The organism is Phycisphaerales bacterium (assembly GCA_029268515.1).
GTDB lineage: Bacteria > Planctomycetota > Phycisphaerae > Phycisphaerales > SM1A02 > JAQWNP01.
The window spans coordinates 18,960-45,815 of record JAQWNP010000009.1 but is presented as its reverse complement, the minus strand read 5'-3'; the positions used below and the strand labels follow the sequence as shown (position 1 = coordinate 45,815).

Here is a 26,856-nt window from a genome sequence, read left to right as displayed (position 1 = left end):
ATGACGCCACCAAGACCAGCAAGTGAGTTGACTAATACAAAAACAATCGAAATGGCCGCAGTTCGTTTTGGGCCTGCCCACCCACAGATAATCAAGAGTGGCGAGAGAAAGATGCCACCTCCAGTGCCCGTCAATCCCGCCATCAACCCCAGTATGCCACCAGTTGTTAAGGCGACCGATAGATGTGGCATGCGTGGTTTATTCTGATTGTCTTCACGGCGATTGCCACGAATAAGGAGCATGATGGCTGCAAAGAGAAGGACCGCACCGATGAGCGGCTGAAAGACAGCATCAGGGAGTTGCCAGAGTCCGCCTACAAAAGCCAGTGGTACGGCGATGACAGCAAACGGCCACAAGGTAGGCCAATGGAAGTGACCAGCACGAGCAAAACGCCAAGTGCCGATGCAGCCCACAAAGATGTTTAAGGTCAGGGCAATGCCCTTCATTTCTTCCTGTGGCATTTGTGTAATGAGTGCCATGGCCGCCAGGTAGCCGGAGGCGCCTGCATGGCCGACCGAACTATAAAGGGTGGCTAAGAGAAAGATCGCCATGGTTAATACGATGATTACGAGCATTGTGTGAAGGGTAGCTGATTCGTGCACGGTCGCATCCGCGTTTGATGGTCACGTATCGGATAAATTTGTGCCAAGCTCTGTATGCTATTGCCAATGCCTTTTAGCCTCGATCATACTGTGTTTTTTGGCCGCACCTGGGAGGAGTCTACGGGTATGTACGGCCTTACTGAAGAGGAGATGCGCGGCAAGCGCATCCTCGACTGCCCAGGAGGCCCAGACGCAATGGTCATCGAGGGGGCCACTCGTGGTTTGGACATTGTCGCTGTCGATCCTAATTACAGCCAAACGCCCGAAAAATTAGAGGCATTGGGGTTGAAGGAAATATCCGAGACAATGATCAGTTTCCAGCAGGATCCGAAACTTGCGGCGGATCAAAAGCAAGCCGATGCATATGAAAAACTTAAGCTTAAAGCGCTCCAGTTATTTATCAAAGCCTTTAGGTTATATCCGGAGCGGTTCATCACTGGCACACTGCCATCGCTGCCTTTTGAAGATAATGCTTTTGACCTTTCGTTAAGCGGTCATCTCTTGTTCGTTTATTCCAGCGTGGAACAAGGTGGCCTGATGAGCCATGATGAATTTGATTTAGATTTTCATATCGCTGCTGTACGCGAGCTTGTGCGTGTCAGCCATCAAGTGCGAATTTTTCCGACTTGGTCTGTCAATAAACCTCCACGACGGCAGGCGTACGTAGAGCCAGTGATGAAGGCGATGGCTGCTGAGGGCCATGATGTGCGTCTGTTGCCTTCTCAGTGGGTCGAGATGGAATACAAAGAGTTTAACGATTTTGTGTGTATCACAAAGGCCTCTTAACCCGGGGCGTGAAACACTTATGGTCCACGATCGTTGAAAACACGAAGCAACTCAAACAATTCATCTGGGCTCAGTTTCTGTTTGGTTCTACACGATGCATGAAGGTGTGGCGTACAAGCAAGAAATTGGAGTGCATTGTGCCCACGAACACCACCAGCAGCGATGACTTGAAATCGCTGCCCGGTGGCAAACACGATCTGCTTGAGACGCTCAGTGCGAACATCAAGAGGAGAGATTGCCTGATCAAGTGATGATGTGCCGGCACTAAGCACGCGGATGATGCCAATGTCAGCCGCTATCTCAACAGCATCCTCAAGACGATCATGAAAATCGAATGCACGGTGTAAACATGGTTCGATGCCATGGTCACGGCAGACGTTCGCTAGTTTTGCATTTGATAAATGATCAAGTTGATTGTGCTGATCAAGAAAACCAAATGCCGCGGCATCCGCACCTGCATCTGCGAGCTGGGTAATGGCACGTTGCGCAGACTCCATTGCAGAAATAGACACACACATGCTGTCGGAATCATCTGGACGAATCAAGACGGTGCAGCTGCAGCGGCCTGCCAGACTTTTACAAATAGATTCCACGAGTTCTGTTGACGGTGTAAAGCCGTGTTGATCCAGTTGCGTACAGACTTCCACGCGTGTCACAAAAGAGGCAACAGCCTCTGCAGTGGTCGGATGATCGACCGGTACTTCGAGGGTGTATGTTTCATTTTTCATCCGGTTGATTCTTCACTTCAGCAGTTTGTTTGCCGTCCGGGATGGTGGTATTTATTCCGGTGTCTGAGGCAATGACACTCGCAAGGGGATATGACTAAAGTACTTTTGAAGCTGCGTTTATAGAAAAGCAATTGACTACAGAACACCTTGGTACATCTTGACGACTTCATCGACATAGGTGTTCCAGTTAAATCGTTCTGAGATATCTTGCTTTGCATGATGCCCCATGGCGAGTGCATTTTCATGATTCGACAAAATAGAATCAAGCGCTTCTATTCCGGCCTTCACATTACCTTCGGCAATAAGGTATCCACTTCGACCTGGTGTAATCATTTCACCATTCCCATTTTTGTCTGTTGCGATGACCGGTACGCCTGCGGCCAAGCTTTCTGCAATGACGAGTTGGGGATCAATGCTCATATTGCGTATTGGCATTAAGACACACAAAGACTCGAGCATGAGCTTGGGTAAGGTGATTCCATCTTCGTATGGGAAGCGATACACATGAACATTTTTGTGCTTTGATGCGCGCTCCTCGAGATTGGGTATCTCTTTCCAGTGAGGGCGTACAGCCAAATCGAAACTGATCTTCGGATATTTTGGCGCCAGGACATCGTAGACATCCATCACCACATCCGCGCCATTATCAACTGAAGGATCACGCCAAAATAAGACGCGGTGCTTGTCGCTTATTACTTCATCACCCAGTTCGGCAGTAATGTCGCGAACCAGGCCGTGTCTTAGAATCTGAGTGGTTATTCCATTTTGGCGATATTGCTCTTGAACATAGTCGGTGGCCGTTGCAATCACATCGACTCGTCGCCATAAAAAGCGGGTGACTGGTGCCATTCGTTCGGGGAAAATCGCTTTAAAAGTGGTCATGACGGTTGGGCACTTCATACCGCTCAATCGTAGGATTCCTGCCAGGTGGCCGGTGCGATTGAAGCCAAAGAAGTGGAAGACATCAAACTTCTCTCTCTTGGCAATTGCTTTCATTTGTCGTAATTGCTTGAGAAACTGGCCCGGCCTCACGCCCCTTGATTGCTCACCAGTGCGTTCAAGAATGCCACCTCGCCGTCGAGCATCGATGACATAGTGGATTGGGATATCGTCAGGCATGCAATTTGGAAGTGATCGCTCTGGGCCAAACTCATTGGTGACCAGATGCACCTGGTGCCCCGCATCTTTAAGAAGGCTCATGGCATGCAACGGAATCTGGATGTGTCCGGAGACGTTGTTTTCAAAGCCCTTTTGGCCTGAAACGACTGAAACATAGTTGCCGATATTCATGGGTGGGAGTGATTCTACGTCGGGTTGCCTTGAAGATGTCTAGTACATCCACTGTCGGCCACAAATAAGGTTTATTTTTAGTTATATCTGCGGTTCTCATCATTTTAGAAGATCTCACAGGGCCTGACTGCGTATTGGGTGGTCGGTGAGTTGGAGTATGTGCTCAGGCTTCCTTCTGCGATTTCAAATCGCAAAGCGATCTTCAGTGTAATCCTGTCGCGAACGCGTCGCATCAGGTGTTAGTAGAGATGAGAACGAATGAGATTACCCAAAAGTCGACCAGCCTTGTTGCTGGGGGGGATGTTTTTGATCTTGACTGGATGTACTGAAGATCAGCTGTCAAAGAACACCGTCAGATCGCCACATACTGATTCCGATATGATTTCCGGTACTGAAAATTTATCGGCAGCGAATCGAAGAGAATTTGAGGCCATTGCCCAAGAACTCTACACCGCGGAAGGTGGATTTTTTGAACGTGGCGCAGTAATTAGGATCAGAGAAAACCGGGATGCCATCAAAGGTAATCTCGCTCAGTATTCCGTTTTGACTCGCCAACTCATTCTACAGCTGCTCCAAGATGGCCAGGTTGAAGCTGCAATCGAAGAAGTTGATGCACTCTTTGAAAAGTTTGAGGACAATCCCAAGTTTCTGCAAGACAACCCCCAGCTGCATCAGCTTCGTGGCTTGGCTTACCTTCGGCTTGCGGAGGTTGAAAACTGTGTGAATCGCCATAATGCCGACTGCTGTCTTTTTCCATTGGCAGCTGGAGGTGTGCATAGCGTTGATGAGCCAGCGGCTCAAGCGAAGGCGGCTTACCTTGACCACCTCGAGCAGGATCCAGAGAATCTTCGTTCTCGATGGCTTTTGAATATTGCAAGCATGGCCCTCGGTGAACAGTCCAAGGGCATCCCCAGTCGCCAGCAGATTCCAGTTGATACCTATGATTCTGAACATCAGATTGAACGCTTCCCAGATGTTGCGCCGAGGCTTGGTCTTGATGAATTTAACCTTTGTGGTGGTTGCATTGTTGATGATTTCAATGGCGATCGGCTGCTCGATGTTGTGACATCTACCATTGATCCCTCTGGGGCAATGACCTTTAATGTGAATAATGGTGATGGCACATTTTCTGACATTTCAAAACACTCAAATCTTAGTCAGCAGCTTGGTGGTTTGAACATCATTGGCGCGGACTATGATAGTGACGGAGATGTTGACATTCTCGTTCTGCGCGGCGCGTGGCTGTTTGATGAAGGTCGAATTCGAAACTCACTATTACGTAATGATGGTTATGGCGTCTTCAAAGATGTGACTCATGAAGTCGGCCTTGCAATGCCAGCGAGCCCAACCCAGGCGGCTGTTTTTGGTGACTTTAATAATGATGGGCATGTTGACCTTTACGTTGCGAACGAGTCAAGAGCTGATCACACCTATTTTCCACCTGAAGAAGCAACGGGTGGCTCATATCCTTCACAGATGTTTCAGAATCGTGGCGATGGGACATTTCGAGATGTGTCCATTATGGCGGGTGTGACCAATGATCGTTATGCCAAGGGTGCTACTGCTGGTGACTATGACAACGATGGAGATCTCGATCTTTATGTCTCGAATCTGGGCCGTAATCGTCTCTATCGAAATAATGGAAACATGACATTCACTGATATTGCTGAAGAGGTTGGTGTTCAGGGGCCAATTGGGCGTAGCTTTGTTCCGTGGTTCTTCGACTATGACAATGACGGTTGGCTTGACTTGTTTGTTACCGCTTATGACGCCAAGCTGGAAGATCTTGCGGCTGATTACCTTGGTCAACCACATAGTGGCGCTTCGCCGGCACTTTATCGAAATAACGCTGATGGGACTTTCTCGAATCAGACTGTGCAGGCTGGCATCGATAGGCCATTGTTGCCAATGGGAGCAAACTTTGGTGATCTCGATAACGATGGTTATCTCGATATGTATTTGACGACAGGCAATCCAAGTTATGAGAGCATTATGCCCAATGTGATGTTGCGCAATGATGCGGGGCGTGGTTTTCAGGATGTTACTCGAGCGGGCGGATTTGGCCATTTGCAGAAAGGCCACGGTGTTGCTTTTGCTGACATTGATAACGATGGTGATCAAGATGTCTATCACCAGGTAGGGGGCTTCTATCCAGGTGATGCATTTCACAATGCCTTGTTTCTTAACCCTGGTAATGAGCAGGCATACCTAACCGTTCATCTCATTGGAATCGAAAGTAACCGCAGTGCCTATGGTGCTCGAATTCAAGTTGATCTAGACGCACCATCAGGTGCTCGTACTTTGCACCGGGCGGTTGGTTCAGTAAGCAGCTTTGGTGGTTCGCCCAGACGACAAGAGATTGGTCTCGGAGATGCAACAGCCATCGGTCGGTTAACGGTGACATGGCCGAGTTCTGGTCAACAGCAAGAATTCACAGATGTGCCGATCAATGCAATGATCGAGATTACCGAAGGCGACAGTGTCTTGAAGCTGATTGAACCAAAAATCATCGATTTCTAAATCGGCGATCTATTCAATGAAAAATTGCGATTGGATGTGTCTAGTTGATTATCAATGGCAATAGATTTTCCGTGTCTACTCGTTCCCAGGTGAAGCACCAGATATCCGGTTCAGCAAGACCGACGGTAGAGTGATCGCTGTATACTGGTCGGGAACTTGGTAGGCACAAAAAATCATCAAACAAAGATCACTCCAAATGATTGATCGTCCAATCATCTTGCTGGGTACCCAGCGCTCGAGCACGACATACATGGGCGGAGTCTTTTCTGAGCATCCATCACTGGCCTATTGGTCAGAGCCACGTCATGTGTGGACCTGGGGCAATAGTTATCGTAAGGATGATGTTCTGACGGCCAGCGATGTGACACCTCGGATTAAGCGCCACATACACAAGCAATTCAGTCGCTTTGTCAATGATCGCGGACGAGCTCGTCTGATTGAGAAGACACCGAGCAACTGCCTACGTATCAGTTTCATTCATGAAATCTTTCCGGACGCGATTTTTATACAGATCATCCGTGATGGTCGCAGTGTCATTCAATCAACCAAGAACATTATGAGTGGCGGCATTCCAAGTCGCCGAATAGTTCAGCGTGCATTGGAGACACCGGTCTGGGGGTGGCCAGCTTATATGTTGCCTGCCATGGCAGCGCTCAAACGGAAAATTACCAAGCAGCCTTTGAAATTTTGGGGTCCAAGGCCTAGCGGCTGGCGTCAGTGGCTGGAAGATGATCCACCTCATGTCGTGCTGGCTCGACAGTGGGCGGGAACAATCACACGTGCAATTGAGGATGGGCAGGCGCTGCCATCGAATCAGTACTTTAGGTACCGTTATGAAGAATTCGTCAATGGTCCTCGCCAGATCATGGAACGTATTTTTGACGTGACACAATTAGAATCTGACCCAGAAATAGTTGATCAGGTTGTTTCAAGCGTTGATCCCAGTCGCGCCAATAAGTGGCGAGAGGCAATAGATCAACAGACGCTCGACGCCATCAGACCGGTCATGGAGCCTGTGCTTCAGCGGCTCGGATACGATTGGTAATACGAGCTGGCTCTCAGCGTGCTAAGAGTGAGCAGAGTGGTAGCCCTCATGGCAACAATTTCTGCCATCAAATCAACTGCTGTATTCAGATGCATCTTCGCTCTCGCTATCCCAGCATGCGCTTGGCAACGGCATCCCAGTTGACCACATTCCACCAGCTCGTGATGTAGTCTGGACGCCGGTTTTGATAGTTGAGGTAGTAAGCGTGCTCCCAGACATCGAGTCCCAGCAGTGGTCGGCCGGGGCAGTCAACAAAGCCCTTCATAAGCGGGTTGTCTTGATTGGGCGTTGAGCAGACGCATAAGCTGCCGTCACCCTCAGAAACACACAGCCAAGCCCAACCTGAGCCAAAGCGTGTTGCAGCGGCAGCAGCAAACTTCTCTTTGAAGCCATCAAAGGAACCAAACGCAGCGTTGATGCCATCAGCGAGCGATCCGGTCGGCTCGCCACCGCCATGAGCGCCACCAGCCATAATGGTCCAGAACAGGGAGTGGTTGTAGTGGCCACCACCATTATTCCGTACAGCACCTCGAATTGCCTCTGGGACCTGATTGAGATCGCTGCAAATTGACTCAATGGTCTCGTTGCCCAGTGCATCGTGGCCCTCAAGAGCAGCATTTAGTTTGGAGACATAGGCTGCATGATGCTTTCCATGGTGGATCTCCATGGTTTGTGCATCAATATGTGGCTGAAGTGCATCGGTGGCGTAGGGAAGATCAGGCAGTGAAAATGCCATGGTAAGGCTCCTTAAGGTCAGCAGAGGGCTCTTCAAACGGTTTTGAGAAGAACGAACTGGGGATGCTATCAGAGATAGTCCACTGAGTCCCCCAACAGTCTAAAGGCATTCTGGTCCGATGAACTGGTAGCATCCACTGGGTGTATCAGGCGTGCCTCTTCTGGGCTCGCTTGGCGCGAACAAGACGAGTAGATCGGCCTACGAGGAGATGTGTTGATGTCAGATCCAAAACCGATAGCCACCATTGATTCTATTGCTTGGGGGAAGGTATTCCATTTTCACAAAATGGTGACGGCTGCTGTTTCGGCGATGCAGCCGCAGCGTCTGATTATTGGTCTGCTGCTGGTTGCCTCCATTATGTTTTGTGGCAGCATTTGGGATCTCATTTGGCCGAGCACGGTCTCCCCAGCGGGGCTGAATGCGGGCGCTGCTACCGTCGCTGATATAGAGTCTTACCAAAACGCGGCCGAACGCTTTGATCAGATGCAAGATAGAGACGGTGTTCAGTTGACAGAAGCGCTTGGCCGCCTTGAGCTGATGCGACCGAAGGGTTCTTTTGAGGCATCCCAAACATTCATTGTTGAACAGTTTCAGAGTTTAGTCCAAACCACACGAAGTTTGAATTTTGTGGGCATGGGTTCAGCTCTTGTTGACATGATCTACGGATTGCCCACGAAACTTTGGATGGCTGGTCAGTACTGGTTCACTGTTCTGTTTGGGATCATCTTTTTCATCCTCATATCATTAGGTGGTGGCGCCTTGAGTCGAACGGCAGCCTGTCAACTGGCGGGTGTTACCACACCATCTGTTTTACGGTCGTTTGCTTTTTCAATCGCATTTGTTGGGCGGCTATTTTCAGCGTTAGTTGGGCCGCTGGCACTGGCATTGATTTTCTGTTTCCTGATCAGCCTCATTGGCTTGCTCTTTCTTGTGCCAGTATTGGATGTCATCGGCGGGATCGTTTTTGGTGTTTCATTGGTTCTTAGCTTTCTGGCCACTTGGTGCCTTCTTGGCTATTTGTTCGGTTTTCCTCTACTTATACCGGCCGTCACCTGTGAAGCAGCAGATGGTTTCGATGCAATGCAACGTGCCTATTCGTATATCGCAAGCCGGCCAATCCACATGCTCTGCTACTACGCAGTGGGTCTGATTGGACTCTTGGTTGGTTTTATTGCTGTTGGCCTGATTGCCACATTTATGGTCAATATAGCGGTGTCGTGGTCATCACTGGGTGGTAGTTTCTATGGCACCGCCGATGCACCTGTTGCATTTTCTATCTTCTCTGATTCGTGGTCTTTGTATCAGTTAGGTGTTGGCCAAGAAGCAGTTCTAGAGGCGAACCTTTTCTCAGAGTGGACTGCTTCTGCGCTGAGCTTCTGGATCAAACTGGTTTTATGGCTTGTTTCGGCTTGGGCTTTTTCGTTCTTCTTCTCTGCATCGACAACGATGTATCTACTCATGCGACGTGCAAGCGATGGCCAAGATTTCTCAGCCATTTGGCAACCCGGTATGGTACCGGGTACCTATGCCACATTGACAAGTGAGCAGATTCCAGCAGAAGAAAAGACCACTACTGAGGTGTAGGGTCTCTGCTTCAAAAAATCATTTTTATGACGGATTCGTACTTACGCTTTGATTTCAAAGATGGTCTGCGTTCGCAGTACCAGCTTACAGTCTTGCCTAAGGTGATAGCTCTGTACATGCACCTGGTTACTGAATCGTTGTACGTCCATTAACGATAGATTGTTATTCCCAATGTCATCGCTCCAATGGGTATGGAGCGAGTCACCGGACTCTGCATGTCGTTTCAGTTCCGAATAAGTTCCAGCAAAGAGGTGGTCAGGCAACATCTCAGTCTGGATTGACGTGATATAGAGCAAGTCATCACCAAATTCAGACTCGTGGTCTTTTTCTCCAGCACATGGGAATGTGGTGAGCAAACCTCGGTCAGGAAGGTTATCGCCCGCTTCAGTGACCACCTCGGTGACACATACGCCCGAATGTTCGAAACGTGCCAGGTGTCCTCCTGGAGACAACCAAGCTTCAAATTCATAATCACCATGATCGATACGGGTCCGGCCACAGATTTCGAAAAACTCTGGGTGCAAAGCTGTTCGATAAAGAAGCATATTGTAAGCCTGAAGGCTACTTGCTTTAGATGGGATGCTCATCAAAATACCTTACGGGTTGGAAAGAGGAGATCGAGGGGGCCTGGTAGAGGATGGGTTGACCTCTAGACCCTTCTCAGAGTTCGCTTGTAATACCGTGAGGGAGCATTCTTGCGGCCTCCATTGTAATAGCAAGTCAAAAATCTCAATATTCAGAGTGTCAAGTTTGCGCAGTTATTTGGTCCAGCACTTGGCATTGGGCTTTCAATCCTGAGACATTAGTCAGTTTAGGCCTGTAAATAGCCTCGAATACGCCACTTCGGTGATATTACAAGCACTGGCCGGCTCGACGGTCTTTGGCATCAATGGTGCTCCACGAGGTCAACAATTAATCAAAAGATGTGATTTGTGCACGAGTGCCAGCCCCAATTCTCGTCGCTAAATCTCTTGCCCAGTCTCTGATGTCATCGCTGTCCAAGGCGACCTGAATCGGGTCAGGATGGTCATCCCAAGAAAGATCCCCGACCCCTGGGGCCCGGCCAGCTCGCATCAGAGGGCACTATTTGGAGAGAACTTCCGAGATACGAGCGTCGCTTTTTGCCGCCGCCATCACTTCCTGGCCCTCTTGACGATTGATATCCAAGATGTCGTAGAGGAAGGCCACGCTGTATTCGAGTGTGGGAATCATCGAGTAGGGTCGATCGGGGTTATTGAAATTGAGCCCATACAACTTGGTTGACTGATAGGCGAGGTGCTGCATCTGGACTCCATCAGTACCGGCGATCGTCATGTGGCTTGCTTTATCGACCTGCATCAGCGTTGCAGTCACTGCGTTCTTGTAAATTGCTGCGACTCCGCCATTCCAATGAGCGTCTGCTCCGGGTCCAAAAAGCATGGGAATACCGATCGCAGCGGGGGAGGTGAACGGCCCCTGTGTATCAGTCACTGTCGCAGGCCCTGAGCAAGGGCATAGTGAGTCTGAAGAGGAGCAGAAGAGCAGTAGGGGCGCACTGATCTTGTCGACAACCGAGCTTGGTATTGGCTGAGCGCCGTTCCAAGGCGCTATTGCGACAACTGCTTTCACGAGGCCGGCATGTTCGGAGTTCAAGTTAGCTGCAACATCAATCACAACACCGCCACCCATGCTATGACCAATCAAGGCCAAGGATTCTGCATTCACATCACTTCGTGAAGCAAGATAGTGCAGGTTCTTTTTGATATTACCGGCCATGATTGATGAATCTGCGCAATGCTGAAACTTGGCATGGCTTCCAAATGATTGGAGCGGTTGACGGATATCCATGACGCCACAATCTTCTTGTTCTTGGTTGGCGATGATGACAAAGCCCCATGAACAGAGTCGCTGAAGTGTATCGGAGTAGCTCCGAGCTGGGCCGCAAAGACCGTGGGCAAAAACGAGTCCTGGCCATTGTTGTTTTGACTGTGAGGAATCAGTGGTTTGAGGTATGAGTAGCAGCCCCTGATCAGAAACTTCTGACATGGTGACTGCGTAGGGTCCCATCTTGCCAAATGAATTCGGTGTGCTAACAGTTGAGACAGAGAACGCTTCGCCCGCAAGGGCATACGAGGTACTCGAAAGAGCCGCGATCACAATGAATTTTACGAGGTGATTCATAAGATCCTCATCTTTTTGTTAGTTGGGAATATTCCGATGGGTCGTGTCATAGAGGTCCATTTAGATGGTGAGAGGCAGTCTTGCTTCTGATGATTTGGCAGGAATAAGTGATCAGACACCAAAGGGCGTTCTGGTGCTCATTATTCTAATCGCCAGCCAAAAATCGCACTATTCAGAGTGTCAAGTTTGCGCGGTTATCTGGTCGATGACTTGGCATCGGGCGGTCAATTCCGAGCTGCGGATCCGATTAGGGCTCTTCTGCGGCACTTCGGTGATATCCGAGCATTGACCGGCCTGAAGGTCTTTGGCGTCAATGGTGCTCCACTATGCCCACAATTAATCAACGATGTGCACTACTCAAACGCGAGAACCCAATTGTTGTCGCAAAAGTACTAGCACAGGCTATTCCACTGGCATCGGCCAGGGAGATGGAGCCGCTCGGTCAACAGCTCGTGAAGGTGGGACGCGGTGGTGCCTTAGCGAAGATTCTGGGTGATACCCGCTCTGCTCAGGCATTACAAAAGCCACTGACTCGGTGTGCAGGGCCCTTATTGGCTTGGGCCGCGCGACGCCTTGCGGCAGACAAAAATACAGATGGTGCCATCGAAGCAGCAAATATTCTATTGGCTCGATTGAAAGTAGGACGCACTGAGACAGGTGATCTCTATGGACTCATCGCCCTCTTGGAACTTGATGAGCCTGCTATCAACGCCATTGCCGATCAACTCTTGGTCGGTTTAGCCGTTGAACTTTCGAGTACACAGTTTGGCCAGCACCGAACGAATGAAATCACCGAAGAAAAGGGTGTCATTCGTTTTGACGCGGCATTCCTGCAAGCGATCGTTGTTGCAATTGAAAATCGTATCCAGAAGTCTCCATCAAGAGGCCCACATCCTGCTGGCCTGGCAGCAGCGATTGTTGCCTTGGCACCCCATTCACCTATCAATGAACTGATGCAGGAATCAGATCATCCTGTACTTATTGCTGCTCGGCGAGCAATACGTGATGTAAAAGACCCAGTTGTTGCCCAGCATCTCTTGCTTTGGATTGAGTATGAGCCCTTAGCAGGCACTGCAAGGCGTTGGATTGCTGATGCACTGATGGATCCTGAATCGGTTCACTTTGTCTTAGCATCTGGGCATCGACTGCGAAGGCCACTTGTTCGAAAACGTCTCAAAGCGATTGCCAGTGGTAGACGTTGCCTTCCACTTTTGAGCACTTGCGCACAGTGGCCTCGTTCTTCCAAACGCGCGATGCCTGATTTGATTCAATCACTTCCTTTGGCACAAGGACGCCGAATTGAAGCACTGTGTGATCTGATTGCACTCGATGATACACAAGCCCGTTGTCGTGCCGTGATTGCCTTGAGTTGCTACGAAGACCAGCGAGCGACCGATTCCATTGTGCATTTCTGTATGGACGCACACCCAGCAGTGGTTCGTGCCGCTACCGGTGCCCTGCAAAGAAGATTGTTAAAACGGGATGACCTTGTGCGACTTGCTCAGCGGTCAACTGGTCAAATTGCTCAATGGGCAAGACAAAAATTAGCGAGTGCATGCGCAGAAGATCTGATTGCTTTTTGGCCACATCTCACATCTGAGGAACGCATGGACGCAGCCGTCGAGTTGCGGGAACGTTCCCAGGCAGATTTTTGTCGAGCGGTTGACGCATTACTGCTGGATGGAGAGCGATGGACTGTTGTTTGGGCAATGCAGCTCTTGCGTCAGATGGGTCTCACCGCTGAATTTACAGACCGTCTCATTGAGTTGTCTGCAGCCAGTGATACACGCATCGCTTCGACGGCAGTTGCATGCTTGGGTGATCATCCCAACCCACGTACGGTCTCCGTCATTACAGCTCGGCTCAGCCATACTGATGATCGTGTTCAGGCGAATGCGGTTGAGGCTTTAGGGCAGGTGCATCGGGCACTTCCTGGACGCCTTTCACCACAACAGATCGGTCGCGTTATTTCACCACTGACGCTTCAATCTGGAAATCGCACTCGAGCAAACGCTATCGTTGTTTTAGCTGATTTTTATCCAGAGCTTGCCGCTCATAGGCTTACAAATATGCTCAATGATGGGAATCCGCTGTGCCGTGCAAGCGCCATCTGGGCTGCGCGCCAATGTAACACTGACTCGGTGTTGGCAGCGCTTCGCCGCATTACAAAAACAGACCCCGTACCTATCCTGCAACAGCGAGCAGAGGAAACCGTGCAGATGATATTGAGTCGCCAAGAACAAAACGAAACGCCGCCCAGTGTTCAAGAATTGAAGCTCGAAGACACGGTAGGTAGTTCGATAGGGTACGTGATCGAAAGCGAAGGCAATGTTTGAAACAAGCACAAATCTACTGTTAGCAGTCGAGACCACTGGAGTGGTTGCTTTGGCGACGGGTGGTATCTTGCTTTGCATGGCAATAACGATGCTTTGGTGGAATCGGCATCGAGGCATTACTGCTGCCGGCGGGCGGCTTGCAAAGCGGATGGGTCTCAACCGTCGGCAACGTCGTTTAGTGACGACATGGGCTCGTGCAGCCGGTGGGCTTGATGTTGCAGCAATTCTGATTAGTGAAGGCTGCTTTGATCATGTTGCTGAGGTCTATGGCGGTTGTTTCGACCCAGTAGAGGTTTTGGAATTACGCGCTCGACTCTTTGGAATGACTTGACTGCCCGCGCAAAAATGAGATGACAAAAAAAAAGAGAGCCCGTCGTCAGTGACGAAGCGGGCTCCTTGTGGGGGGGGCGTATTGAGTGGTCAAGATCACAAATGTGCGTTGATGCTGACCGGGTCTAGGGGATGAGTTTGATTGCTCTTCTCTGCTCCCTACCTTGAACTGTTCGGGATCTAGAGGCGGGGAGTTCCCATATTTCCTATTTTAACTTTCAGAGTTATCAGATCAGCACGAGATGAGTCAAAAATGCCGTTTTAGAGGATCAGAACGCCTCTTTTTGAGAGCGTGTGAATTGATTTTTTTTGGGCCAATTTACTTTTTTGAAAGCCGGTCGGCGACTGCCTGCATATCTGACCATACTTGCTGCCGTGTTTGGACGGTGTAATTACGCAGTAAATAGGCTGGATGGAAGGTTGGCATGACATCAACTTTCAGGTCGGCGCTCACCCATGTCGTCCACTGGCCTCTGAGCTTGGTGATGCCAGTATTGGTGTCGAGCAGAAACTTCGTCGCTGGACCTCCAAGCGTCACGATGACCTTCGGGGCGATTGCAAGAATCTGTTCGGTGAGGAATGGGGCACATAGATCTATTTCGTGCCGCAGCGGTGTTCGGTTCTCGGGCGGCCGAGCCTTAAGCACGTTGGCGATATAGATCTCTTCGCGCGTGAGCGCCATTGCCTCAATGATCTGGTCTAACTTTTGGCCTGCGCGCCCGACAAAGGGGCGCCCAAGTCGATCCTCTTCTGCACCAGGCGCTTCGCCAATGAACATGAGATCGGCATGAGGATTGCCTTCACCAAATACTGTTTGGGTAATGTCTTCAACTTTTGTGCAATGCGGACAGGTTGCATCATGCCGTTCTCTAATTTCCTCTAGAACGCTAGCTTGCTTTCCTTTGGCCCGCGAAGATGCCGTTGATGCGCTGGTTTTTAATTTTGCCTGAGGCACTTTTTTCTTCGTGGTAGAAGCAGTTTTCTTCTGAGTTTTTTTAGAGGTGTTCATTTGAAGTACTTGTGTTGGGACGAAGTCAACACCGATGAGCGCATTGCTCTCAAGGTATTGTTTAAAAATTTCTTCATTTTGGCGGGTCATTTTATTTTTACTATCTCCAAGAGGCAGTGTAGCGAAGATGAGACTTCTTAACGGTTGGAGTCAGTATTCGGTTGATCAGCGACTGAGGATGAAGGTCGCTGGCCCGTTGTTGACCAGCGATACCGACATCGCTGCCTGGAATATTCCGCGCTTGACATCGAGGTGGTGCGTCTCTGTCAACTCTTGACAGAACAACTCGTAAAGCGTTCTTCCTGTATCAGGATCAGCGGCTTCAAGAAAACTCGGTCGGTGACCCTTGGAGCAATTTCCGAGCAATGTAAATTGACTGACAACCAAGACAGAGCCGCCAGCTTCTGTGACGTTACGATTGAATCGCCCCTGTTCATCTGCAAAAACTCGGAGGTTTGCGATTCGGTTCGCTAACCAATGAGCTTGCTCAGGTTGATCTCCTTTGGCGACGCCTAACAAGATCAGTAAACCTGTGCCTATTTCTGCCTGATAGGTTTCAGCCGCCACGGTGACGGAGGCTTCATCGACGCGTTGGATAACAGTAATCACCGATGATTGCTCATGCGGTCAATGCAATCGCAGCAGAAGTGACCATCGCTTGACCTTGTTCATCACACGCCTGGCGATAGTCCAACATCTCTAGAGTGCTACTCGGTCTAATCTGAAGTAGTGCCGTCATATTGCCAACGCTGCACCAGCGGGTTGGATTTTTTGACCATTGCATGGCGCCAAGAAATGCTTCAGCATCTCCGTCGATGAATTTTCCAAGCATATCCCGATCATGCCGCTCAACATCAAACTTGCGTTGATCATCCACTGCAAGTGGCTCGCCAAATTGTGGGCCAACATGACTTAAATCGCTAGACGCTACGTAGAAGGTTGATCCCTGGACATCATTAAGGATTGTCGAAAGTGCCTCAGTGAATGGATTGAGTTCAACACGCTGTCCATCATCCTCAATCATTGGGACCATCGGATCGGGTACGAGTGCAGCGACAATAGGAACATTGCCAAAGCAATATTGAATCCAGGGGATCTGGAGTTGGATCGAGTGCTCTGCAAGGTGATCTAACTGATCAATCAAGAGTGTGTCACCAAGTTCATCAGTGAGCCGTGACACAACTTCTGTATCACAAGGGCAGATTCCCATGGGCGTTTCAAAGCCAAACTCAGTGAGCGTCATTCCATCACCCAGACCGAAGTGATTGGTGCCGAGTATGACAACGCGATCCGGCGATTCGACATCGCGCAAAGGGTGATAGGCAGTTGCATAGTTTGGCCATCCCCGTTGGAAATCGAGATGGGGAGCAACAATGCCGAGACATGCAGAGTCGAGTTCCGGATCCTCGGTTTGATCGAAGTAGTCACCGAGGAAGTTACGGAATGATTCATCACTTTCACCAAGCGAGGCGCAAGCTGGTGTTGCGAAGGCACCTCTCTGAGCTATTTGCGTCCGTGTTTCCGCTTCAATCGCTTCGAAGGTGGGGCCCCACAAGAGGCCAATTTTCTCAAGGCCCTGAATCAGCCCGATCAATTGATCCTGGCTAATCGACAAATTCTTGGCAATTTCAGTGATGTGGTGATTGCCATCAAACTGGCGGAGCAGGGGAATGACTTGCGGTGGCACCAACATATTCTGCCGACTGAGCATGGCCGGATCCCGCAGGGCAATTAACTGCTTCCCATCTTTCTTCAGAGGGATTGGATGAATTGGCCTGACATGAGGTTGCTGAAGGTGGTCAGGTAAGGATGAGGGATCGATATTCATAAAGCCTGGCGCTCCTAAATTTATGAATATCAAGAATAGCATTTTGAATTACTTGAGCCTGCCCTAACAGCTAAAAAATCGACCATTGGAGCAAAAATACCCCGTTTTTTCATCAGTCTCGAATAAGGATTTGAATCCTCCTGTACCATCCTTGCGAACATTGGAGCAATAGCTTTCACTGCGGTGCGTTCGCCTAGTGGAGGCATTTTTGGCTTAGTTGCCCGTGCTGGGCTTTTGAGCCGTTTTTCGCGTTTATCGGGCTATCGTCGTGGTTTTTTAGTCCTAATCCTGTGGAGATAACACGGCGGGAACCGATTCTCGGCACGTTGGTAGGTCGAATTTATTAGTAGGGGTCTCGTATAAAGGCCTCAGATGAGGGTAAATATAACAAGCACATGCGACGAACCTCTGTGGGTTTCTCGCGTCTTAGTTGAACCTGAATGTGGTGATTCCATTGCGTGGCGCCCCAATAGGCTTCAGGTTTAACAGAGAGCATACTTGGAGTAAGAACAGTGAATGGTCTCGATCGAATCGTAACGGGCGTTGTACTAGGTCTAGCTGTATTTGCCGCAGGCTGTGACAAGAAAGAAGCAAGCGCACCAAATCCGGAAGCGCCAGCGAAGGATGCGACAACGCAGCCTGACAAAAACAGTAATGCAGATACGGGCAAAAGCCCCGCTCAGTTGGCATTAGCTGCTGCTGCTGCTGATGGAAATACACCTAGTCGGCAGGCAACTCAATCGACTGGTGTGAACAGGTCATTACCAAATGGTGCGATCCCAATGGATCAGGCACAGCGGATCCGAGCCGAACAGCAGGAAGCGCGGAGTCGTGCCCTTCAGGCGAGAGAGTCCGGCAGGCTGAACATTGCCTCTGAAGTTGACTCAGGCCAAAACGATCCGGGCAAAACCAAACCAGGTAAATCGAGCGGTGAGCAATTAGCATCGCCTGGAAAGACCACGCCCCCAGCTGCAATTGATCCAAGTCTTAGAGATCCCGAAAATCTTCCGGGATGGGCTGTCACAACTTCGCCAAGGACCACGCCCAGCGGCCTTCAGTTTTATGATATTGACGGCGGGGTTGGTTTTTCACCAGCGACTTCAGCCAGCCGAGTGACGGTGCATTACACCGGCTACCTACCGGACGGCACAAAGTTCGATAGTTCAGTTGATCGGGGGCGTCCCAGTACCTTCGCACTGAATGGTGTTATTTCGGGCTGGACCGAAGGTGTTGGCTCGATGCGGGTTGGTGGAAAACGCAAGCTCGTGATCCCCGCGCCATTGGCCTACGGTGAGGCTGGTCGCCCACCCACAATTCCAGCAAACTCAACACTTGTGTTTGATATTGAGCTCATTCAAGTGCATGACGCTGCTGGGCAAGCAGATGGTCAACCAGTGACGATCAACAATCCAGCTGGTGAGCCCGCTGAACCAGCCAGTACAGAAGTTATGTTGGAGCTAACGCCTGCGTCACTGGATCTTGGAAACGTTGCTGCCAAGCAACTGGGTTCTGGCCCTGTCAAACTTACAAATATTAGTGATAAGCCAATTACAATTGAACGAGCGAAGACGAATTGCGGCTGCACAACTAGCGATTTTGTTCCAAATACCGTTTTGCAACCAGGCGAGTCTTCTGAAATTACAATCAATCTGCGTGGTGCTTCAAAGGCAGTTCCCGTCACAAAGACGGTCACCTTTATGGTCAAAGATGCAGCGCCTGTAAAAATGCAGGTGAGTTTGAATACGATTTTATATGTGACAGCAACTCCGGAAGAATACGACAACGTTTTGAATCCGGATGGCAAGATTACCCTTAGAGCAGTGGACGATCAGCCGTTCGCGATCGTGAGTGTTTCACCCCCGATTGTGGGCGAGTTTAGTTCTGAGGAGGCCGTTGAACATGAACTCACACTGCCTTGGGACAGTTACTGGCAGAATGTGACAACTGTGGGTGGCGGCAAAATGCTGAATATTCACACAACGCACCCATTAGCGGAGCAGGTTTCTCTTCGCGTCAAACTAGATCCTGATGGAAGAGCGCAGCTGAACGACATCATCAAGGACCGTGTACAGGCATCAGCACCAGGCCGAACACCAGGTCAACAGAGTGTTGGGGCCCAGCGCAATGAGCTGAGTTCGTTAGTGAAGCGTGGCGATGTCGATCGTTTGAAAGAGCTGATTGATGGTGGTGCTGACGTAAACACACGTGGCAAGTCAGGCGTGACGCTGCTCGGGCAGGCTTCTCAGAACGGCAATATTGAGATGGTTGAGTTCCTGATTGATTCAGGCGCAGAGCTTGAGACAGCTGATCAGGTTGGCCGTACGCCACTGATGACAGCTAGTCAGGCGAAGGATGCAGCTGTTACGCGTGCACTTCTAGAGGCTGGTGCAGATGTTCGTGCACGTGATCCATTCGTTGGCAATGCACTTTCATGGCACGCTGCTTTCGGGAGTGCTGATAGCGTGCAAGAGTTGGTTGACTTTGGATCTGATGTCGAAGTAGTGAGTGATCAGACTGGATTTACGCCACTTGTTTGGGCATCCGGTTTTGGTGATTCAGAAGCAGTAACAATTCTCATCGATGCTGGTGCACGACTGGATGTTGTCGATGTGACTGATGGCTCTTCTGCATTGCACCATGCAGCGAAAACAGGTTCAGTAGCTCACCTTCAGGCACTTATCAATGGCAATGCAAATTTGGAGATGATTGATCGCAATGGCAAGACGGCATTGCACGCAGCAGCGGGTCATCGTAATGGTGGTGTTGACAAGATTCGACTACTCGTTGAATCAGGAGCCAATATCGATGCAAAGGACAACCGTGGGTTGACTGCATTTGAAATCGCAAGAGATGAGCGATCCGATGGTGGTAAAACCGCTGTGGTTGAATACCTGGAAACTGCTTCCAGAGCAGGTTCTGAACAACCTACAGAAGAGCCATCCGCAGACGATTCTGATGCCGACAGCGGCAGCGAATAACCTTTTTGCATTTATCTGTACTGAGATTTTTCAGCCCGTGAGGCCTTCAGCCTCACGGGCTGGTTCTTTTTTGAGCTCAGTGGGATGTTTCGGGCTTGGGCTTTTTTGGTTCTTCAAGTTATGATGGGGTGCTGATCGAACCTCATCTCATCATTGTGCCCAAGGAGTCGCCCTATGAGTACTGCTACTTCGGTTCCCCCCTCAAAAACCTCTTATCCGATGTGCTACACCAAGCTGATTACCCTTGCTCGTGAAAACGATCTGATCGGCGGTAGCTTGAGCATGCTTGGTTGGGATCAAGAAGTGTTGATGCCAGAAGGTGGGCTTGCCTATCGCAGCGATCAGTTAGCGCTTCTTGCCAAAATTGAACATGAGATGGGTACAAGTAAAGAATTTGCTGACGCACTTGCGGAATGTGAGGCAGATAACGATCTGACTTCTGATCCAATGAGTGTTACCGCAGTCAATTTGCGGGAGTTTCGCTGGGCATTGGATCGAAGAACAAAGTTGCCCGCAGCATTAGTTCAAGAGGAAGCGAAGCTTAGTAGTGAAGGCATGCATACTTGGAAAAAGGCTCGTGCCAATAAGAACTTCTCTGAGTTTGCGCCGGTTTTATCCAAGATCATCGATATGTTGCGCCGCAAGGCAGCGTGTTATGGTTGGGCTGAGGGTGGTGAGCCTTGGGATGCACTGGCTGAGGATTATGAGCCAGGTTGTACCGCAGCATGGGTTGAGTCAGTGTTTACGCCATTGCGTAAACAGTTGCAGGGACTGTTGGATGACATCATGGGCTCAAGTCATGGGCCGAGTAATGCTTTTAACGAAGTCGCTATCCCTGTTTCAGAACAGAAGCTATTTGTTCACAAGGTGGCAGAGCAGTTCGGTTTCGATTTTTCACGAGGCCGGCTCGATGAGTCGACCCATCCATTTTGTAGTGGTTCTCATTGCAATGATATTCGTATGACAACCCGATTCCATGAAGCGAATGTGAATGATGCATTGGGGTCAACGATGCATGAGGTAGGACATGGCCTCTATGAGCAGGGACTTCTGACCAAGCATATTGGAACGCCAATGGGGCGAGCAGTCTCACTTGGCATTCATGAATCACAAAGCCGCATGTGGGAAAATCAGGTTGGTCGCAGTGAGTCTTTCTGGCGATGGTGCCATCCGTTACTGAAAGAGCATTTTGGTGCATCTGTATCATCATTGAGCTTTGATGATGTCTATGGTGGGGCGAACATTGTGAAGCCGGACTTCATTCGCGTTGAGGCTGATGAGTCGACTTACAACATGCACATCATGATTCGTTTTGAATTAGAAAGAGCAATTCTGGCCGGAGATCTTGAAGTCAAAGATATTCCAGATGCGTGGAACACGAAGTATCGTGATTACTTGGGGCTCGAAGTGCCGGATGATTCGAAGGGCTGTTTGCAGGATATCCATTGGTCAATGACATCAATGGGTTACTTCCCAACTTATACGCTCGGCAATCTCTACTGTGCCCAGTTCTTTGAGAAGGCAGTAGAGGAACATCCAGGCATGGTTGAAGCATTTTCTAAGGGTGAATTTGGCACACTACTCAGTTGGCTTCGCAGCAACATTCACGAGCAAGGGCGTAAGTACCGAGCTGCTGATCTGTGTGAGGTTGTTACTGGTAAGCCGCTCTCAGCAGAGCCGCTGCTCCGGCACCTAGAGAGTAAGTTGCGGCCCCTATACGGAGTCTGATGATTCCATTTGTGCTGATGAAAGCCTAGTAGTTCGGAGTGGGCGGTTCATAGTCATTGATATTGATCGACTTGAACCACTCAATCGTTCTAGCGAGACCATCTTCAAGTGGGATGCTTGGCTCCCACTGGAGCATCTTGCCGGCAAGAGTAATATCAGGGCGACGGTCTTTCGGATCATCAACTGGTAGAGGCCGGGTCTGAACAATCTCACTCTTGTTGTCTGTTTGGGCGGCAACCATTTCTGCAAGCTGGCGAATCGTGAACACTCCGGGATTACCTAAATTGATGGGGCCGGTCACCTCATCTGTTGAGTCCATCAATGCCATGAGACCGCTGACGAGATCACTGACGTAGCAAAAGGCACGGGTTTGCTGGCCATCGCCATAGAGCGTGAGGTCCTCGCCGTGTATTGCTTGGCGAATGAAGTTACTGACAACACGTCCATCGAATGGATGCATCCGAGGCCCATAGGTGTTGAAGATGCGCGCCACCTTAATGCAGACTTTATGTTGCCGGTGGTAATCGAAAATCAGAGATTCAGCGGCGCGTTTTCCTTCGTCATAACAGGCGCGTGGGCCGATAGGATTCACAGCGCCTCTATAGGTTTCAGGCTGTGGGTCAACATCTGGATCACCATAGACCTCGCTGGTTGAGGCTTGCAGGAATCGTGCTTTGCACCGTGTTGCCAAACCAAGCATATGCCAGGTGCCAAGAAAGGACGTCTTGGTGGTGTAAATAGGATCGTATTGATAGTGCCCAGGTGCCGCAGGGCAGGCTAAATTATAAATCTGGTCAACATCGATATAAGCCGGCTCGATAATGTCATGTTCTATGACACTGAACTGCTTGTGATCAATGAGGTGAGCGATATTAGATCGCGTCCCTGTGAAGAAATTATCGAGGCAGATCACTTCGTCACCTCGTTCAATCAGGCGATCGCAGAGGTGAGAACCTAGGAAGCCAGCACCGCCTGTGACAAGGATTCGTTTACTCATTGCGAAAGGGCTCCAAATTGCTTTGAGATGAAGATCAGTAAGCAGGATAGACGATCCACAGCAGGGATGGTCTTGTGGCCGGGATGTGAGGTGGAGAGAATACTTTCATGGACAAGCCAGTGGTTCAACACCGACAAGCAATTGGAGTGATGACCGGTACAAGCATGGACGGTGCTGATGCAGCATTGGTGTCATTCGAGGGCTCTGGCCTGAATCTCAAGGCACGCTTCGAGGCTCATCATTTTGTGTCCATGGGTGATCTGGCAGACCGGCTACGAGCAGCATCCCTGGGTGTGGCACAAACGGCAGTGCAATGGGGCCAACTGAGTCAGGATCTAGCCAAAGTATGCAGTGAGGCGATTGCTGGCGTGCTCGATAAGCAGTATCAGCCCGACATCATTGCCGTTCATGGGCAGACGCTCTTCCATGTCCCACCACTCTCTTTACAGTTAATGAATGCAGCGCCAATTGCTCAGCAGTTTGGCATTCCAGTCATTTCTGATCTGCGCCAGGCTGATCTTGCAGCAGGTGGGCAAGGGGCGCCAATTACACCGTTGGCAGACTGGGTCTTTTTTCGTCATCCAAATAAGCCTCGCTTGATTGTGAATTTAGGTGGTTTTGCGAATGTGACATCGTTGCCTTTAGCTAGCACAGACGCCACCATTGATGGTATTGCCGGCTTCGATTGCTGTAGTTGTAATCAACTGCTTGATGGACTGGCTCGAGTACGTCTCAATGCTTCCTATGATTTAGATGGGAAAGCTGCCTTGCGAGGTAGGGTTGACGATCCAGTGCTCAATGCGGCAGTAGACATTCTCTGTGAGCAACGCCGGCAAAGAAGATCACTTGGCTCAGGTGATGAACTTCCACCAAAACTAGAACAGCTCTTTACACATCTTTCGCCTGACGATTCTCAGGCCACGGCGACCGCAGCGGTAGCAACAAGTATTGCTGATAGTTTGCAGGAGTTTGTTGACCGTGACAGCACAAGCGAAGTTCTCGTTGCTGGTGGTGGGGCACATAACGTCGCTTTACTAGAGTTGCTGGGGGAAGCCCTTCAAAGACCTATTCGGCGCACTAGTGAATTTGGCATTCCTATTGAAGCACGTGAAGCGGCAGCAATGGCAGCTCTGGGTATTTTGAGTAGCGATGGCATCAGTATCTCACTGCCGCAGATTACCGGCTGCAGCCAACCAGCACCGCTGGCTGGTGTTTGGTCATTCGTAAGCAGACCTTAAACGTGCTTCAGGGTCGGTACCTTGAAGTGGTTTATCCCATTTAAGCCGAGCGCCAGACCCGGTCTGAAAAAAAGATGCCCAAAATACCCGAAAAACTACCGAACAGACCTTGGCGAACCCGATGAGTTAGTTACCCTATCGAAAGCCGAACATAAAGAACATTTTCCCGTTGCAGATAAGGATAAATCATGGTTTTTGCCACGAAGTCAAAGCAGTCGAAGAACGCAGGTACAATAGACACCAATAAGCCCCCATTAGCAACGGCAGGAGGCCGTTTGAAAGGCCATAAGGCCAATGGGACCAAGGGAAAGCTCGCAAAAGAGGGCAAGGACGTGGCAAGAAAGACGAGCGGCGGAGCCGCAAAGGGTAGTAAAAAGAAGACATCCCAAGACCAAACAGGTGTTCCGAGTGAGGGACTCGACCGAGCCATTGGCCAAATAGACAAGATGTTCGGAATCGGTTCGATCATGCGGCTCGATGGAGTACCTAAGGTCGTGCAAGGCACCTCTACAGGTACCTTAAGCCTTGATCTGGCCTTGGGTGGACGTGGTGTTCCCCGTGGCCGAGTTGTGGAGGTCTATGGGCCTGAGTCATCAGGTAAGACCACTTTAGCTCTCACCGTTGTAGCCAGCGCACAGAAGGCAGGTGGGGTGGCTGCATTCATTGATGCTGAACATGCGCTAGATCCAAGTTGGGCCCGGCGTATTGGCGTGGAATTAGAAGATCTTTTGGTTTCTCAGCCAGATACGGGTGAGCAGGCTTTAGAAATCTGTGAACTTTTGGTTCGCTCTAATGCTGTTGATGTTGTGGTTATTGATTCAGTGGCAGCATTGATTCCAAGAGCGGAAATTGAAGGCGAAATGGGCGCAAGTCATGTTGGTCTGCAGGCGCGGCTTATGAGTCAAGCGCTACGCAAGCTGACGGGCGCGATTGCAAAGAGTGACTGTACGGTGATCTTCATCAATCAGCTTCGTGAGAAGATCGGTGTCATGTTTGGCAGCCCTGAAACGACACCAGGTGGACGTGCCTTAAAGTTCTACTCATCGGTTCGTATAGATATTCGACGTATCAGTGCCATCAAAGACGGTGATGAAAATGTCGGAAACCGTGTGCGAGCTCGTGTTGTTAAAAATAAGTTGGCGCCACCATTCCGTGATGCTGAGTTTGACATTATGTTTAATGAAGGAATTAGTGCTTCAGGTGATCTACTAGATCTGGCGGTGACAGAGGGGATTGTTCAGAAGTCAGGTGCTTGGTTTAGCAAGGGAGGTCTGCGGCTAGGCCAAGGGCGTGAGAACTCTAAGGCATTCTTACGCGAGAACCCAGATTTGTTCGCAGAGATTAAGCATGAGATTCTTAAACAAAAAGGATTGCTTGATACTGGGGAAAATCCTACCACCGAAGTTGATGTAAACGAGGTGCCTCATGTGGAAGTTGAGACGAAGCCAGAAGGTGAATTAACGAACGCCTAGTGTGCGAGGCTCTTAGGTTCCTGGGAAAATAGAGACAACACGCTCACGATAAAGAAGCGGCGAGGCTTGTAGCATCGCCGCTTCTTTATTATTAAATCAAAGGTCAATAAGAATGCGGGTGAGAGGACTCGAACCTCCACGGGATTTTACTCCCACATGGACCTGAACCATGCGCGTCTGCCAATTTCGCCACACCCGCTCTTGGTGTTTGGGGGTCCGATCTTACCCGTTCGTTGAGGGTATGCAACGGGTGGATGCTAGTTAGACTGTTTGGTAATGCCAAAGGACCGCCCAAGCCCCATCTATGCGACCATTGCTGGTTTTTGTCTGGTTGCTACTGGGCTCTGCCTTTGTCGCTTTGCATACACGCCACTCATCCCTTCGCTCATTGATGCAAAGTGGGTTGATCGAGCGCAGGCGGGCTATCTCGGTGGTTTCAATTGCCTCGGTTATATCATCGCATGTGTAGCTGGAATATGTCTACCGAATCTGATCGGTATTCGATTGTTGATGCGCACCTCGACTTTCTTGGCTGTCATAGGCCTCACGATGTGTGCATGGGACTTTGGCTTTATCTGGCTGGCAATAGGTAGATTCTTAGCTGGGTTAGCAGGTGCCGCATTCGTGATCCATACGCCAGCAATCATGCTTCAATGTATTGACGATAAATACAAGAGTATTTGTGGTGGAATCGCCTTTAGCGGTGCAGGTGTATTGACCATGTCGGTGAGCTTGTTTCTTCCATATTTTATTACGAATGGACCTCGTGATGGTTGGTTGTTTGAGAGCGCGCTTACTCTACTTATGGTCGTTATTGGGTGGCATCTTATTTCGTCGTCTTCGAATGAACGTCATGTAAGTAGTTTGGTATATGAGCCAATTGAACGAAAAGAGCGCGTACGTCTGTTTGTCTTGTCAGCGGCTTATGTGTTGGCTGCCATTGGCGTTATTCCGCACACACTGTTCTTGACCGATTATATGCATCGTGATCTCGGCGTATCTGCGAGCGGAAGTAGTTCTTTATTTGCTATCTTTGGTATTGGATGTGCTGTCGGAGCACTGACTTCAGGTGTGGCTAGTAAGTTTCTGGGCACACGACTGAGCTTATCGATCAACTATTTGATAGGTGCTATTGCAGTGGCACTGGTATTGATCTTTAGTTCGTTAACCATCGTGACGGGATCAGCGTTTTTGATTGGTTTCTTCCTATTGCAGTGTGTGCCACTGACTTCGATGCGTACTCGTGAATTTGTTGGCTTGAATCGGCATCCTCATTACTGGGGTTTGTTGACGCTCGCATTCGGTTCCGGGCTCTTGGTGGGTAGTTATGGCATGTCAGCCCTGCTATCACTTGGATTTGAATACATCAATCTATTCATGGTGGCGGAGGTCGCTTTGATTATGGGTTTGATTCTCATCCTTGTGTCATCGTGGACTTGCCGAAAAGTCGACTAAAAAATAATGTAACAATCGGTTGAACTTACGACGG

21 protein-coding genes and 1 tRNA gene are annotated in these 26,856 nt (G+C 49.8%); 11 read left to right on the top strand and 11 right to left on the bottom strand.

Annotation, left to right across the window (positions count from 1 at the left end):
• A partial coding sequence (locus tag P8J86_06605) for a sulfite exporter TauE/SafE family protein (protein MDG2054359.1) occupies positions 1 to 575 on the bottom strand: 575 nt, incomplete at its 3' end.
• Positions 576 to 728: 153 nt separating this feature from the next.
• Between P8J86_06605 and P8J86_06600 the strand changes: the two genes are divergently transcribed.
• Entirely contained in the window at positions 729 to 1,388 is a 660-nt protein-coding gene (locus P8J86_06600) for a hypothetical protein (GenBank protein ID MDG2054358.1), read from the top strand.
• A 17-nt stretch (positions 1,389 to 1,405) separates the two neighbouring features.
• Here the strand turns inward: P8J86_06600 and P8J86_06595 are convergent, their stop codons facing one another.
• Both P8J86_06595 and P8J86_06590 read right to left on the bottom strand, forming a co-directional pair.
• Positions 1,406 to 2,116 carry a copper homeostasis protein CutC gene (locus P8J86_06595; protein ID MDG2054357.1) on the bottom strand — a complete coding sequence of 237 codons (711 nt, stop codon included), beginning with the start codon at positions 2,114 to 2,116 and terminating at the stop codon, positions 1,406 to 1,408.
• 135 nt (positions 2,117 to 2,251) lie between these two features.
• Positions 2,252 to 3,406, bottom strand: coding sequence for a glycosyltransferase family 4 protein (locus P8J86_06590; GenBank protein ID MDG2054356.1), 1,155 nt, complete (start codon positions 3,404 to 3,406; stop codon positions 2,252 to 2,254).
• A 258-nt stretch (positions 3,407 to 3,664) separates the two neighbouring features.
• Between P8J86_06590 and P8J86_06585 the strand changes: the two genes are divergently transcribed.
• Both P8J86_06585 and P8J86_06580 read left to right on the top strand, forming a co-directional pair.
• Positions 3,665 to 5,926, top strand: coding sequence for a CRTAC1 family protein (locus tag P8J86_06585; protein MDG2054355.1), 2,262 nt, complete (start codon positions 3,665 to 3,667; stop codon positions 5,924 to 5,926).
• A gap of 196 nt (positions 5,927 to 6,122) precedes the next feature.
• A complete protein-coding gene (locus tag P8J86_06580) occupies positions 6,123 to 6,971 on the top strand; it encodes a sulfotransferase (protein ID MDG2054354.1) in 849 nt (282 codons plus the stop codon).
• A 106-nt stretch (positions 6,972 to 7,077) separates the two neighbouring features.
• On the opposite strand, the gene P8J86_06575 is transcribed toward P8J86_06580, so the two are convergent.
• Positions 7,078 to 7,707: a superoxide dismutase gene (locus P8J86_06575; GenBank protein MDG2054353.1), complete on the bottom strand. Its 630-nt coding sequence runs from the start codon at positions 7,705 to 7,707 to the stop codon at positions 7,078 to 7,080.
• 216 nt (positions 7,708 to 7,923) lie between these two features.
• Between P8J86_06575 and P8J86_06570 the strand changes: the two genes are divergently transcribed.
• Entirely contained in the window at positions 7,924 to 9,291 is a 1,368-nt protein-coding gene (locus P8J86_06570) for a hypothetical protein (protein ID MDG2054352.1), read from the top strand.
• A gap of 41 nt (positions 9,292 to 9,332) precedes the next feature.
• Here the strand turns inward: P8J86_06570 and P8J86_06565 are convergent, their stop codons facing one another.
• Both P8J86_06565 and P8J86_06560 read right to left on the bottom strand, forming a co-directional pair.
• Positions 9,333 to 9,878, bottom strand: coding sequence for a hypothetical protein (locus P8J86_06565; GenBank protein MDG2054351.1), 546 nt, complete (start codon positions 9,876 to 9,878; stop codon positions 9,333 to 9,335).
• A 496-nt stretch (positions 9,879 to 10,374) separates the two neighbouring features.
• Positions 10,375 to 11,451, bottom strand: a complete 1,077-nt coding sequence (locus tag P8J86_06560; protein MDG2054350.1) for a dienelactone hydrolase family protein — start codon at positions 11,449 to 11,451, stop codon at positions 10,375 to 10,377.
• A 326-nt stretch (positions 11,452 to 11,777) separates the two neighbouring features.
• Here P8J86_06560 and P8J86_06555 point away from each other — a divergent pair, with 326 nt between their 5' ends.
• Both P8J86_06555 and P8J86_06550 read left to right on the top strand, forming a co-directional pair.
• On the top strand, positions 11,778 to 13,787 hold the full coding sequence (locus tag P8J86_06555; GenBank protein MDG2054349.1) for a HEAT repeat domain-containing protein: 2,010 nt from the start codon (positions 11,778 to 11,780) through the stop codon (positions 13,785 to 13,787).
• Entirely contained in the window at positions 13,780 to 14,118 is a 339-nt protein-coding gene (locus tag P8J86_06550; GenBank protein MDG2054348.1) for a hypothetical protein, read from the top strand. Before P8J86_06555 ends, P8J86_06550 begins: the two co-directional genes overlap by 8 nt.
• A 318-nt stretch (positions 14,119 to 14,436) precedes the next feature.
• Here the strand turns inward: P8J86_06550 and P8J86_06545 are convergent, their stop codons facing one another.
• The 3 genes from P8J86_06545 to amrB all read right to left on the bottom strand — a co-directional run bounded on the left by P8J86_06545 (position 14,437) and on the right by amrB (position 16,954).
• Positions 14,437 to 15,216, bottom strand: coding sequence for a uracil-DNA glycosylase (locus P8J86_06545; protein MDG2054347.1), 780 nt, complete (start codon positions 15,214 to 15,216; stop codon positions 14,437 to 14,439).
• A gap of 75 nt (positions 15,217 to 15,291) precedes the next feature.
• Positions 15,292 to 15,735: a D-aminoacyl-tRNA deacylase gene (gene dtd / locus P8J86_06540; protein MDG2054346.1), complete on the bottom strand. Its 444-nt coding sequence runs from the start codon at positions 15,733 to 15,735 to the stop codon at positions 15,292 to 15,294.
• Positions 15,736 to 15,745: 10 nt separating this feature from the next.
• A complete protein-coding gene (gene amrB, locus P8J86_06535; protein MDG2054345.1) occupies positions 15,746 to 16,954 on the bottom strand; it encodes an AmmeMemoRadiSam system protein B in 1,209 nt (402 codons plus the stop codon).
• Positions 16,955 to 17,466: 512 nt separating this feature from the next.
• On the opposite strand from amrB, the gene P8J86_06530 reads away from it, so the two are divergent.
• Positions 17,467 to 19,932 (top strand): ankyrin repeat domain-containing protein, encoded by a 2,466-nt coding sequence (locus P8J86_06530; protein MDG2054344.1) that lies wholly within the window; start codon positions 17,467 to 17,469, stop codon positions 19,930 to 19,932.
• A gap of 174 nt (positions 19,933 to 20,106) precedes the next feature.
• Positions 20,107 to 21,660, top strand: coding sequence for a carboxypeptidase M32 (locus P8J86_06525; GenBank protein MDG2054343.1), 1,554 nt, complete (start codon positions 20,107 to 20,109; stop codon positions 21,658 to 21,660).
• A gap of 25 nt (positions 21,661 to 21,685) precedes the next feature.
• On the opposite strand, the gene P8J86_06520 is transcribed toward P8J86_06525, so the two are convergent.
• Complete coding sequence (locus P8J86_06520) at positions 21,686 to 22,657, bottom strand: SDR family oxidoreductase (protein MDG2054342.1); 972 nt, start codon at positions 22,655 to 22,657, stop codon at positions 21,686 to 21,688.
• Positions 22,658 to 22,764: 107 nt separating this feature from the next.
• On the opposite strand from P8J86_06520, the gene P8J86_06515 reads away from it, so the two are divergent.
• Together P8J86_06515 and recA are read left to right on the top strand one after the other, a co-directional pair.
• Positions 22,765 to 23,895: an anhydro-N-acetylmuramic acid kinase gene (locus P8J86_06515; GenBank protein ID MDG2054341.1), complete on the top strand. Its 1,131-nt coding sequence runs from the start codon at positions 22,765 to 22,767 to the stop codon at positions 23,893 to 23,895.
• A gap of 188 nt (positions 23,896 to 24,083) precedes the next feature.
• Positions 24,084 to 25,367 (top strand): recombinase RecA, encoded by a 1,284-nt coding sequence (gene recA / locus P8J86_06510; GenBank protein MDG2054340.1) that lies wholly within the window; start codon positions 24,084 to 24,086, stop codon positions 25,365 to 25,367.
• A 113-nt stretch (positions 25,368 to 25,480) separates the two neighbouring features.
• On the opposite strand, the gene P8J86_06505 is transcribed toward recA, so the two are convergent.
• Positions 25,481 to 25,566 (bottom strand) — tRNA-Leu (locus tag P8J86_06505).
• 77 nt (positions 25,567 to 25,643) lie between these two features.
• Between P8J86_06505 and P8J86_06500 the strand changes: the two genes are divergently transcribed.
• A complete protein-coding gene (locus P8J86_06500; protein MDG2054339.1) occupies positions 25,644 to 26,822 on the top strand; it encodes a YbfB/YjiJ family MFS transporter in 1,179 nt (392 codons plus the stop codon).
• The last annotated feature ends 34 nt before the right edge of the window (positions 26,823 to 26,856 follow it).